The sequence below is a fragment of the Streptomyces silaceus genome, assembly GCF_001419745.1.
Lineage (GTDB): Bacteria > Actinomycetota > Actinomycetes > Streptomycetales > Streptomycetaceae > Streptomyces > Streptomyces silaceus.
In genome coordinates this window covers 16,256-28,091 of the sequence record NZ_LIRJ01000316.1, presented here as the reverse complement: position 1 = coordinate 28,091, position 11,836 = coordinate 16,256, and the positions used below count along the sequence as shown (strand labels likewise).

The 11,836-nt window shown below is 73.0% G+C and carries 8 protein-coding genes; 6 read left to right on the top strand and 2 right to left on the bottom strand.

The features are described from left to right. Nucleotides 1-58 precede the first annotated feature (58 nt). Together AOK22_RS27035 and AOK22_RS42005 are read right to left on the bottom strand one after the other, a co-directional pair. The gene (locus AOK22_RS27035; RefSeq protein ID WP_069886128.1) at nt 59-1,360 is read right to left on the bottom strand and encodes a PucR-like N-terminal domain-containing protein; all 1,302 of its coding nucleotides are present in this window, start codon (nt 1,358-1,360) and stop codon (nt 59-61) included. 183 nt (nt 1,361-1,543) lie between these two features. Continuing rightward, nucleotides 1,544-1,696, bottom strand: coding sequence for a hypothetical protein (locus AOK22_RS42005; RefSeq protein WP_167357893.1), 153 nt, complete (start codon nt 1,694-1,696; stop codon nt 1,544-1,546). Nucleotides 1,697-1,950: 254 nt separating this feature from the next. Here AOK22_RS42005 and pgfA point away from each other — a divergent pair, with 254 nt between their 5' ends. The 6 genes from pgfA to AOK22_RS27005 all read left to right on the top strand — a co-directional run bounded on the left by pgfA (nt 1,951) and on the right by AOK22_RS27005 (nt 11,831). After that, nucleotides 1,951-2,985 carry a cell envelope lipid trafficking protein PgfA gene (pgfA, locus tag AOK22_RS27030; protein ID WP_055701325.1) on the top strand — a complete coding sequence of 345 codons (1,035 nt, stop codon included), beginning with the start codon at nt 1,951-1,953 and terminating at the stop codon, nt 2,983-2,985. Between the two features lie 183 nt (nt 2,986-3,168). Next, nucleotides 3,169-4,389 (top strand): glycosyltransferase family 4 protein, encoded by a 1,221-nt coding sequence (locus AOK22_RS27025; RefSeq protein ID WP_055701324.1) that lies wholly within the window; start codon nt 3,169-3,171, stop codon nt 4,387-4,389. Further along, nucleotides 4,386-5,105, top strand: coding sequence for a class I SAM-dependent methyltransferase (locus AOK22_RS27020; RefSeq protein ID WP_055701323.1), 720 nt, complete (start codon nt 4,386-4,388; stop codon nt 5,103-5,105). The genes AOK22_RS27025 and AOK22_RS27020 overlap by 4 nt, the downstream gene beginning before the upstream one ends. Then, nucleotides 5,102-9,610, top strand: a complete 4,509-nt coding sequence (locus AOK22_RS27015) for a DUF3367 domain-containing protein (RefSeq protein WP_079036843.1) — start codon at nt 5,102-5,104, stop codon at nt 9,608-9,610. Before AOK22_RS27020 ends, AOK22_RS27015 begins: the two co-directional genes overlap by 4 nt. Next, nucleotides 9,607-11,097, top strand: a complete 1,491-nt coding sequence (locus tag AOK22_RS27010; protein WP_055701321.1) for a hypothetical protein — start codon at nt 9,607-9,609, stop codon at nt 11,095-11,097. The genes AOK22_RS27015 and AOK22_RS27010 overlap by 4 nt, the downstream gene beginning before the upstream one ends. Next, the gene (locus AOK22_RS27005) at nt 11,094-11,831 is read left to right on the top strand and encodes a class I SAM-dependent methyltransferase (protein ID WP_055701320.1); all 738 of its coding nucleotides are present in this window, start codon (nt 11,094-11,096) and stop codon (nt 11,829-11,831) included. Before AOK22_RS27010 ends, AOK22_RS27005 begins: the two co-directional genes overlap by 4 nt. Nucleotides 11,832-11,836: the final 5 nt, after the last annotated feature.

Below are 11,836 nucleotides of genomic sequence, written 5' to 3'. Positions count from 1 at the left end.
CAGGCAGGGAGAGGGGACGGAGCGCCGGCGGTGAGGTGCGGCGCGGCGCTCCGTCCGCTCACGCTCGGCCCAGCCGGCCCCTCAACCGCCGTGCCCTGAGCACCAGTTCCAGCTCGAAGCGGCGGTCCGGGTCGTCTATCTCGTCGCCCCAGAGCTCCCTGATCTGGCGCAGGCGGTAGCGGACGGTCTGGGGGTGGACCCCGAGACGGGCCGCCACCTCGGGGGCGCCGCCGCGGGTCTCCAGCCAGGCCAGCAGGGTCTCGGCGAGGCGGCGCCCGTGCGCGGGACCGCAGTGGTCCAAGGGGGCCAGGCAGCGGCGGGTCAGGTCCTCGATGAGCTCCTCGGGCTGCAGGAGCACCAGCGCCTCGGTGTGCTCGGTGCAGTGCAGCACCTCGCCGGAGGGCAGCAGACCCCGCTCCATCAGCCGCACCGCGGCCTCCGCCCAGCGCAGCGACTTCGCCGCGTCGGCCAGCGGCACGGGCGGGCCGATGGCGCCCGACCAGCCGGCCATGGCGCGGCGCAGGAGTTCGGGGCGCCCGGCCGCGTCGGGGTCGGGCACGACCATGCGGGGCTGTTCGGCCTCCATGTCGAGCAGGACGCCCTGCCCGACTGCGGGGGCGACGGCCTCCCTCGCGGGGCGCAGCAGGACGCCCACGGCGACGCGCTCGGGCAACTGCCAGCCGACGCGGGCGGCGCGTTCGCCGAGTCCGTTGCCGAGGGACGAGGATCCTCCGCCGCCCGGCCCCGGTCCGGCTCCGGACATCGCGGGGCCGCCCGTACCGGAGTCGGGGCGTCGCTCCGAGAGCAGCAGCTCCATCAACTTCCGCTGAAGGCGCAGCCGTTCGCCCGCCTCACGGGCGGCGGCCTCCGCGTATCCGCGCACGGACTGGTCGACAAGACCGTCCAGATACTCGAACCCCGACTCGGCCAGCTCGTACATGGCCGGTGGCGGGATCTCGATCTGCTGGCCGATCTCGGCGAGCCGGCGCCAGGCGAGGCGCACCCCGAGGCGGTAGATCGCCTGGAGCGAGTCGAGACTGCGGCCGTGCAGCCCCTCGCCTCGGCCGAACTCCTGGAAGACCTCCAGGTGGTAGCGCGGCCGCCCCTCCTGCGACGCCAGCTGCTGGACGAACCCCTCCAGGGCACGGCGGATACCGATCAGCGCCATGGGCTCGCCCGAGTCGTCGAGGACGACGGGCAGCCCGGGGTACTCGGCGCGGATCTCGCGCAGGATGTCCTGCGCGAGCGCGGGCACCTCCTCCAGGGCGAGCGCGGCGAACTGCCGCACCTGCGCAGGAGGAACGTCACGCCACGCGGAGCGGGGTTCGGGGGGCGGTGGGGCGAGAGGGGACGGTGGGATCAGCGGAACGTCGGTGTTGGTGCCGACGACGTCCGTACCGGCCTCGGTGTCGACATCGGCGTCGACATCGGCACCGGCACCGGCACCGGCACCGGGGGTCCGGTCGTCGGACAACCGGTCCTCAGAAACCTCAGCCGCCCCAGACACCCCAGAAGCCTGCATACGCGTAACAGCCACAGCCCCTCACTGACCCCGCGCAGGCGTCTCGTAATGCACCAGCGGTGTATTGGGCTGTTCCGGCGTGGCGTTGAGGAGGGCGACGATGCCGAGTGCCGCGCCCACGGCGAGGAGCGCCCCGGCGGCGACGGTGAGTGAAGCGGCGAGCAGTCGGTGCATTGTGAGGGTCAGCCTCTCTGTCGGAGGTCGTCCCCACCCCGGTCACGCAGTCCCTGGTCATGGCGCATCGGTTCCGCCATGTCATGGCCGGAGGGCTCCGCCATGAAGTCGCTGGTCGCACAGTCCTTGCCGGCCCCGCCCGGCAGATGCCCAGTCTCGGCGCTGCATTGACACCTCGTCAAGGGTGCGCCTACGGTTCCCGGCCCATACGGCTCGGTAACACTTCTCCCGCCCTCAGCCCAGGAGTGACCCCCATGCGCCGCACCGCCTCTCCACTTTCGTTGATCCTTCTCGGTCTTGGCGCGTTTCTTCTGGTCCTCGCACCGATGCTGGCCTGGTACGTCGAGCCACGCGCGAAACGTACGCCCGTGGATGTCGACATCACGACCGTCTTCAAGGGCAAGGGAAGCTATTTCGACACCGAGAAGATCAAGACGGTCCGCGACCAGGACCTCACGATCACCCGGCAGGTGCGCGGGGACGTGGCCGACAGCGAGGACAGCGGGCGCGCGATCTGGGACGTGTCCACCTCCGTCGACCCGGACAAGTCGCTGCCCGCGGCCGACCCGCACGACTCGTTGCAGTGGACCCTGGAGCGCTGGGTCACCGACCGGAGGACGAACGCGCCGGTGCACTGCTGCGGCGAGGAGCCGTACTTCGAGGGCGAGGCCTATCTGAAGTTCCCCTTCGACGTGGAGAAGCGGTCCTACCGCTGGTGGGACAACACGCTGGGCGCGACGGTGCCGCTGACCTACCGGGGCACGAAGAAGATCCAGGGCTACGAGGGGCTCCGCTTCACCGGTTCCGTGGAGGCCACCAAGACGGGCACGCGCCAGGTGCCGGGCCGGCTGGTCGGCCAGCCGAAGAAGAGCCAGGTGATCGCGGACGAGTACTACGCGAACCACGGCATCGAGCTGGTCGCCGACCAGCGCACCGGCCGGATCGTCTACGCCGCGATCGGACCCCGCAAGACGCTGCGCGCGCCGGGTTCGGACAAGGACGCGACGGTGCTTCTGGACAGCGAGCGGATCGCGTTCACCCCGGCCACGCAGAAGGCGCAGGTGGACCTCGCGAAGGACGACAGCGGCCGTCTGGAACTGGTCGGCGAGACGCTGCCGGTGGGTGCGGCGGCGCTCGGCGGGGTACTCGCGGTGGCCGGAATCGTGCTCGTGGTCCGGGGACGCCGTGACGACGGGGCGAACGGGCCGGGAAGGCGCGATGAATCGGCGGAGCCGGGAAGTCCGAATCCTGATACGTCACCGACGGCCCTGCAGCCCACCACGATGTGATGAGACGTCAGCTCCGGAAAGCCCGGAAATTGTCACTTCGGTGAGTAGCCGCGCCGTTCCGGGCGGCGAAAACTGTCCACCCCACCCGAGCACAGTCCTCGCACCGCCCCCGCACAGGCCGAACACAGCACGTTCCCAAGCCAGCCCCCACAGTTCCGCACCCTGAGACGAGTTGGAGCACGCATGCCCCAGCACGTACCGTCCTCGCTGCGCGCGGCCGCCCCACGCCGCGCGGAGCGCCTTCCGGCGTCTCCCCCACAACCGCGCCGGATCGTTTTCCTCGCCCACCGCGACCTCGGCAACCCGGCCGCGGGCGGTTCCGAACTCCTCGTCGACCGGCTCGCCGACGGGCTCAGCAAGCTGGGCCACCAGGTCACCCTGCTCTGCGGGGGTCCTGCCGCGTACCGCGACTACCGCGTGGTGTCCGCGGGCGGCGACCTGGGCCACTATCTGCGGGCGCGGTCCGCGTTCACGCGGCAGGTCGGCGACTGCGACCTGCTCGTGGAGGTCTGCAACGGCATGCCGTATCTGGCACCGCTGTGGCACCGCGGGCCGACGCTGTGCCTGGTCAACCACGTGCACACCGATCTGTGGGGGATGCGCTTCCAGGGCGCGCTGGCCCCCGCGGCCCGGCTCGGCCGAAGACTCGAACACTGGGCCCTGTCGGGCGCGCAGCGCGGCAATCTGCTCGTGGCCGTCTCGCCGTCGACGGCCACGGCGCTGCGGGCGATCGGGGTCGACCGGGAGCGGATCCGGATCGTCCACAACGGTGTCGAGGAGCCGGGGCCGCTGCATCCGCGCTCCGTGGAGCCGTTGTTCCTGGCGATGGGCCGGCTCGTCGAGTACAAGCGGATCGATCTGCTGCTGCGGCTGTGGGAGCGCGTCAGACCCGTCACGGGCGGCCGTCTGGTGATCGTGGGCGACGGGCCCGAGCGGCAGCGTCTGGAGCAACTGGCCGGACCTGGAGTGGAGTTCAGGGGTCATGTGTCGGAGGCGGAGAAGCACCGGCTGCTCTGTGAGGCGTGGATGCTGCTGCATCCGTCGGCCGTGGAGGGCTGGGGGCTGGTGATCACGGAGGCGGCGACGCGGTCGACTCCGTCGATCGGCTTCGACGTGCCGGGCGTGCGGGACTCCGTCGAGGACGGGGTGACCGGGCTGCTGGCCCGCGGCGAGAGCTCCTTCGCCGCGGCCTGGTGCACGCTGGCGCTGAGCGCCGAGCGGCGCCGGGCCCTCGGCAAGGCGGCCGGGGAGCGCGCGGTGCGGTTCCGCTGGGGCAACACGGTCCGGCAGTTCCAGGCGGTGGCCGCGGAGGCGGTCGCCGCGCACGAGGCGTCGCACGGGGCGCCGCCCGACGCGTCCCGCGAGGCGCCGCACGGGGCTGCGATATCGCAGGAGTCTGCGTGAAGGATCCGTCGCTGCGCCGCTCCGCCACGCTCTTCCGGGCCTTTCTGCGCGAGCAGCAGGAGCCCGAGCGCTGTTACACGCTCCTCGCGCGGGACGCCGCCGACCAGGTGGAGGCGTACGTCCCGGTGAAGGGCCGGGTCGTCGTCGACATCGGCGGCGGGGGCGGCTACTTCACCGAGGAGTTCCGGCGGCGCGGCGCGCAGAGTTTCCTCTTCGAGCCGGACCCCGCCGAGCTGGGGGCGAAGCCCCCGCAGGGCTCGGTGGTGGCGGACGGCTATCTGCTGCCGCTCGCGGATGCCGTCGCCGACGTCACGTTCTCCTCGAACGTCCTGGAGCACGTCGACGACCCGCAGACGTTCCTGAGCGAGATGGTCCGGGTGACCAGGCCCGGCGGGCTGATCTACGTCTCGTTCACCAACTGGCTCTCCCCGTGGGGCGGTCACGAGTGGGCGCCCTGGCACTACCTGGGCGCCGAGCGCGCCCGCGCCCGTCATGAACGACGTACCGGCAGGCCCGCGAAGCACACGCTCGGCGAGAACCTCTTCGCGCACCACGTCGGATCGACCCTGCGCCAGGTGCGGGCCCGTGACGACGTGGACGTCGTGTCGGCCCGTTCCCGCTACTGGCCGTTCCTGGCCGGGGCGGTCACCAAGGTGCCGGGTGTGCGCGAGTTCGCGACCTGGAATCTTCTCCTCATCCTCAGGCGGTGTCCATGACCACGGTCCAGGCCCCACCCCCGGCGGCCGCACGGCCCACGACCGCTGCCCCTGAACCCTCGCGGGGGCCGCGTTCGCGGCGCTGGCTGCTGGGGTTCTGGGCCGTGGTGTTCGTGCTCTTCCTCGCGGTGAAGCCGGGGCGGATGACGTTCGACACCAAGCTCGGTGTCGCCGTCGACCCCTGGCAGTTCCTGTCCGATCTGGGCCAGCTGTGGCACGACCGGGGCGGCTTCGGCGGGATCCAGGACCAGTACGTCGGCTACGCGTTCCCGATGCTGCCGTTCTACGGCCTGGCGAAGCTGGTGCAGCTGCCGGTGTGGCTGGCGGAGCGGCTGTGGTTCTCGCTGATCGTGACGGCGGCCTTCTGGGGTGCGCTGCGGCTGGCCGAGCGCCTGGGCATCGGCAGCCGGCCCAGCCGGCTGCTCGGTGCGACGGTGTACGCGCTGTGGCCGACGTTCACCGTGGTGATCGGGTCGACGTCGGCGGCGGCGCTGCCCGGCGCGATGCTGCCGTGGGTGCTGCTGCCGCTGCTGAACGAGCGGGTCAGCGCGCGTCTGGCGGCGTGCCGTTCGGCGCTGGTCATTCCGTTCATGGGCGGGGTGAACGCGGCGTCGACACTGGCGTCGCTGCTGCCGGTGGCGCTGTATCTGCTGTCGCGGCCGAACGGCCCGCGCAAGCGGAAACTGATCATGTGGTGGGTGCCGGGTGTCGTCCTGGCCACCGCGTGGTGGGTGATCCCGCTGCTGATGCTGGGCTTCTACGGCGAGAACTTCCTGCCGTACGTGGAGAGTTCGGCGACCACGACCGGCACGATGTCGGCGACGGAGACGTTGCGCGGCGCCGGGAACTGGGTGGCGTACCTGAACTTCGGCGAGGCGTGGCTGCCGGCCGGCTGGACGGTGGCGACGGCGGTCGTGACGATCGTCTGTTCGGCGCTGGCGGCGGGTCTGGGGCTCGCGGGTCTGGCGCGCCGGGATCTGCCGGAGCGGCGCTGGCTGGTGCTGACCGTGCTGTCGGTCGTGCTGGTCACGCTGGCCGGGTACGGCGGTGCGTTCGGGGCGCCGTTCCACGAGACGGTGCAGTCGTGGCTGAACGGCTGGCTCGTGCCGTTCCGCAACATCTACAAGTTCCAGGCGGGGCTGGCCCTCGCGCTGGTCCTCGGGCTGATGCACCTGGTGGGTGTGGCGGCCCAGTCGCGGGGTGCGCGCCCGGTGCGCGGGCGCCGTTACGCGCCGCTGATCGCGGCGGTCCTCGTGCTGCCGGGCCTGGCCTGGCCGTATCTCAACGGTTCGATCCTGCAGCCGGGTTCGTTCCAGAAGCTGCCGACGTACTGGCAGGCCACGGCGGACTGGCTGGAGAAGTACTCGCCCGATTCGCGGGCGCTGGTCGTCCCGGCGACCGCGCACGGCATCTACACCTGGGGCTCCCCCATCGACCAGCCGCTGGACGTCCTCGCGGACTCGCGGTGGGCGCAGCGCGACTACGTGCCCTTCGGGACGCCGGGCAACCGCCGCGCGATGGACGCGGTGGAGCAGGCGTTGATGACCGGTTCCCAAGTGCCCGGCCTGCGCGACTACTTGACGCGTGCGGGGCTGTACTACGTCGTCGTACGCAATGACCTCGATCCCGACCAGGTGGGGCACGTCCCGTCCGCGACCGTGAAGCGGACGCTGGAGGAGTCGGGCTACCGGCGGGTGACGGGCCTCGGTCCGACGACGACCGACGGGAAGATCGCGAACGACACGCCGATCCAGGTCGAGGGCCTGTATCCGCGCCAGCGGGCGGTGGAGATCTACGCCCCCGGTTCGGGTGCCGAGCGTCCCGGCCAGGCGGCCCTGAAGCCGGTGTCGAACACGGCGGTCGTCAGCGGTGGCCCGGAGTCGCTGCTGCCGCTCTCCGCCGACCCGGAGATGCGGGACCGGCCCACCGTGCTGACCGGCGACAACCACCCCGGCATCGGGACGCCCGGGCTCCAGGTGGTCGGGGACGGCCTGCGCCGCGCCGACACCCGTTTCGGCCTGGTCAACACCAACACCTCGTACACGTACGGGCGCGACGAGCGCAACGCGCCCGAGGCGTTGCAGGAGCCCGGCGCGAAGCCGCACCAGATCCTGCCGACGAAGGGCATCGAGCACCAGACGACCGCGGAGCTGCGCGGCGCGAAGAGGGTGTCGGCGTCCAGTTACGGCAATTGGCTGTTCCATCTGCCGCAGTACGACCCGGTGAACGCCTTCGACGGGAACCCGGCGACGGCCTGGGCGGAGGGCAACGCCGGTTCGGCGAAGGGCGAGTGGATCAAGGCCGAGTTCAACTCGAAGATCTCGGTGCCCGCCTCCTTCCGTGTCACGCCGCTGCCGCAGGACGGGGTCCGCTCGGCGCCCACGCGGGTGCGGGTGGAGACGGAGCGGGGCAGTGCCGTCAGCGATCTCCAGCCCAACGGCATGGCGCAGCGGATCAAGGCGCGGGCCGGCGACACCGACTGGATCAAGATCACGATCCTGGACACGCAGGTGGCGCGCCCCGGTCTGACGGGTGCGGGTTTCTCCGAGATCAGCATCCCGGACGTACGCGTCACCAAGCTCCTGCAGATGCCGGCGGACGCCGAGAAGATCACGGACACCGCGTCGACCGTGTACTCGATGCACCGTTCCTCCGACCCGAACGCGCTCTCGCCGGTGAACGCCGAGGCGGGCCTGCACCGGCGCTTCACGACGGCGCAGGACGGTGCGTACGAGATGAAGGCGAGCGCGGTCGCCGTGCCGGGCGCCGAACTCGACGACCTGCTCTACAAGGTGGCGCCCGAGCAGGAGCAGCAGATCATCGCGACGGCGGACTCGACGGCCCGACTGGGCAGCGGGCTGTCGCCGCGCAACCTCACGGACGGCGATCTGACGACGGCGTGGATCGCGGGCACCGACAGCGATCCGGTGATCCACCTGAAGTGGCCGGACAAGCAGCCGGTGGGCGAGATCGTGCTGCCCGCGGCGGGCGGTCTGTCGACCCGTCCGGTGCAGATCGAGATCAGTTCGCCGGACGGCGCGGCGACCGCGGGCGTCGACGAGAACGGCAACGCCCGCTTCGCCCCGATCACCACCGACCGGATGGACATCACCATCACGGAGACGGCGCCGCTGACGGTCCACAACCCGGTGGCGGACGACGACCTCCAGCTCCCGGTGGGCCTCACGGAGGTGTACGTCCCGGCGCTCGACAAGTACCGCACGCCGCAGCCCGATCCCGACGAGCGCTTCTCGCTGCCCTGCGGCCAGGGCCCGACGATGTCGGTGGACGGCGAGCTGTACGAGTCGAGCGTCAAGGGCACGGTCCAGGACCTCACGGACCGCCGCCCGGTGGAGGTCACGCTCTGCCAGGAGGGCAAGAAGGACAGGACGGTGCGGCTCGACGCGGGCGCGCACAGCGTGGAGACCGGTGACGCGGGCCCGCTCGCGGTCATGGACGCCTCGCTGACCCGGGGCACGCCGGGCGCGGTCGCGCAGCCCTCGCGCGACCTGGAGATCAAGGACTGGCTGGGCGACCGCCGCGAGCTGACGGTGGGCGCGGGCGCGGCCTCGTACCTGACGACGTACGAGAACGTGAACGACGGCTGGAAGGCGACGCTGAACGGCAAGGAGCTGACCTCGCTGCGGCTCGACGGCTGGCAGCAGGGCTGGCTCGTGCCGAAGGGCGAGGGCGGCACGGTCAAGCTGAGCTACGAACCGTCGCAGACGTACGAGATCGGGCTGATCCTCGCCGGTGTCGGTGTCCTCGGGCTGGTCGCGCTGGTCCTCGTCCGCCGCCGCGACCTCAACCCGGACGCCCCGGCACCGGCGCCGCCCGCGCCGGGTCCGGTCCTCGGCACGGTGGCGCTGACGCTGGTGGCCGCGGTGATCGCGGGTCCGTTCGCGCTGCTGGTCCCGGCGCTCGCGCTGCTCGCCTGGTGGCGGCACGCGCTGCTCGTGCCGATCGCGTTCCTGGCGATGGCGGGGGCGGGTGTCGCGGCGTCGATCGGCGCGGGCGGGAACGTCGACTCCGGTGAGGGGGCGTTCGGTCACACGGCCCAACTCCTCGCGCTGATCGCTCTGTTCGCGGCGCTGGTGACGTCGTGGGAGACGAGCCCGCGGCACGCGTCCGCGCCGGGTCAGGGGCCCGGCGGGCCGGGCGGCCCGCCGCCGGACCAGCCCGCGCCCGCCACCGGCCCCGCGGCGTCGACGCTGTCGCCCGGCCCGGACCGCGGGCCGGGCGGGCAGGCGCCGCCGAGCGGGCAGGCACCCGCGGGCGGGCAGCAGGCCCCGGGCGGACAGGCGCCTCCGCTGCCGCGCCGCAAGCGCGATGAAGGGGACCCGGGCGGCCGGGGCGGTGCGCCGGAGGCGGCGCACGACGCGGGTCCCACCGTCTCGGCCCGGGGCCCGGCCGCCGCCCGGCCGGAGCCCGCGCCACCGGGCGGGGCGACGGTCCGGTTCCCCCGCAGGCGTTCGTCCACGACAGGAGATGGCACCCAGCGATGACCGCACTGGACCAGCCGGCACGGCGCGCGGACGGCCCGCAGGGGCCGCCCGCGCGCGTGCCGTTCCCCGTCGTCGACGAGGTCGCCCGGCACTGCCTCCAGGAGGAGGAGCCGGAGACCGTGCACATCGAGGTGCATCTGCCGGGCACCCCCGATCCGGACCGGCTGCGGGCCGCCTTCACCGAGGCGCTGCGCCGCCACCCCCGCATCCTGATGCGGGAGGCGCGGGGGCCGTGGTACCGGCGCCGCTACGAGTGGGAGCTGACCCGGGATCCGGACGTCGACGTGGTGACGTTTCCGGCGCCCGAGCCGGACGCCCTCAAGCGGGCCCGCGAGCGGGCGCTGGCCGAGGCACCGCCGCTGACCGCGTCGCCGCCGATCCGGCTGGAGGTGGTGGCCGAGGAGCAGACGGGGCGCGCGGCAGGGTCCGGGTCCGGGTCCGGCCAGGGTGACGGTACGTCCGGGGAGAGTGCGCCCCGGGGCGGCTCCGAGGCGCCTGGCTCAGAGGCACAAGGCTCCCAAGCGAGCGGCTCCGGGGCACAGCGCTCCGCGCCTCGCGGCTCCGTCCTCTTCCTCACCATCAACCACACGGCCCTCGACGGCCCCGCCTGTCTGCGGGTCCTGGCGACGGCCGCCGAGATCTACGGCGGCCGGGACAACTCCCCCGCGGCGCCGCCCTCCCGCGCGCCCGACAAGGGCACCCCGGAGGCGCCGCCGCCCGACACGCCCTCGGGCTGGTCGCCGCCGGCGCGGGTGGCGAAGGGCACCCCCGAGCCCTCCCCCGGCAACGGCATGCTCGTCGCGGAGCTGCCCGTGCCGCGCCGCCCCAAGGGCTCGCCGTTCACGGTCAACGACCAGCTCATGGTCGCCACCGCGCTGATGATCGCCCACTGGAACCGCGAGCACGGCGCCCGCCCCCGCCCCTTCCGCATCACCATGCCGGTCGACGACCGCCCGCGCGACGCGTCGATGCCCATCGGCAACGGCACCCGCCTGGTCGAAGTCCCCTTCGGCGCACAGGAGTTGACGGGACACGAGTGGACGCCGGAGACCATCCGCGATCTGCTGCGCCGCACCTCCGACCGCACCCGCGCCCTGAAGTCCCTCGCCCGCCCCCAACTGGGCCACGGCGCCACCCTGTTGACCGCGCCCGTGCTGCCCGTCACGCTCCGGGCCGCCGTCACCCGCGGCCTGCGCAGGGCCGCCGCGCCCTGGACGTCGACGACGCTCCTGAGCAACATCGGACGCGTCCCCTACGCCCTGGACTTCGGCGACGCGGGCCGGGCGCACGCCGTGTGGTTCTCCGCGCCGGCCCGGCTGCCGCGCGGCCTGACCGTGACCACCGCGTCGACGGCGGGCCGCCTGCACCTGGCACTGCGCTGGTCCAAGACGCTGCTCAGCCACGGCGACGGTGCCCACCTGCGCGACCTGTTCGAGCACTACCTGCATGCGACGGAGCACACCGGGACCGACGAGGAGCCCACGTGACCACCGCGACCACCAAACGCCCCGCCGGACTGCGCGACTTCTACGAGGACCCGGCCGTCCCCGTCGCGTCCGGCGACGCCCGCAGCCTGCGCCAGGCCCGCATCCTCGCCGCCGCGCTCGGCCCCGCGACGACCCGCGCCGCCACCGTCCTGGACATCGGCTGCGGCGACGGCACGGCCGCGGCGACCGCGGCCCCGCTCCTGGCCGGCCACCGCGTCGTCGGCGTGGACTGGTCGCAGGACGCCCTCAAGCGCGCGCACGCCCGGCTGCCGTACGTCGTGCGCGGCGAACTCACCGACGGCGGGCTGCCGTTCGCGGACGGCGCGGCCGACGCCGTGCTGTTCAGCGAGGTCATCGAGCACCTCGTCGACCCGGACAGCGCGCTGGACGAGCTGAGAAGGGTCCTCAGGCCGGGCGGGCACCTCATGCTGTCCACACCCAACCTCGCCGCCTGGTACAACCGCGGTCTGCTGCTCGCCGGGGTGCAGCCCGTCTTCTCCGAGGTGAGCCTGCGCGGCATCCACGGCCGCCCCGGCAAGGAGGTCGTGGGCCATCTGCGGCTGTACACGGCGCGCGCCCTGCGGGAGTTCGTCGCCGCCTCGGGCTTCGACGTCGTACGCCTGTCCGGGGCGCCCTTCCACGGTGTGCCGCGTCCGCTGCGCGCCCTGGACCGCCTGGCCTGTGCCGCGCCGAGCGCGGCCTCGATCCTCCTGCTGCACGCCCGAAAGTCTTGAGTCCC

What these genes read in the sequence shown, in the direction of transcription:
- AOK22_RS27015 (WP_079036843.1), top strand. Translation starts at nt 5,102, where the DNA reads ATGACCACGGTCCAGGCCCCACCCCCGGCGGCCGCACGGCCCACGACC.
- AOK22_RS27010 (WP_055701321.1), top strand. Translation starts at nt 9,607, where the DNA reads ATGACCGCACTGGACCAGCCGGCACGGCGCGCGGACGGCCCGCAGGGG.
- pgfA (WP_055701325.1), top strand. Translation starts at nt 1,951, where the DNA reads ATGCGCCGCACCGCCTCTCCACTTTCGTTGATCCTTCTCGGTCTTGGC.
- AOK22_RS27025 (WP_055701324.1), top strand. Translation starts at nt 3,169, where the DNA reads ATGCCCCAGCACGTACCGTCCTCGCTGCGCGCGGCCGCCCCACGCCGC.
- AOK22_RS42005 (WP_167357893.1), bottom strand. Translation starts at nt 1,696, where the DNA reads ATGCACCGACTGCTCGCCGCTTCACTCACCGTCGCCGCCGGGGCGCTC.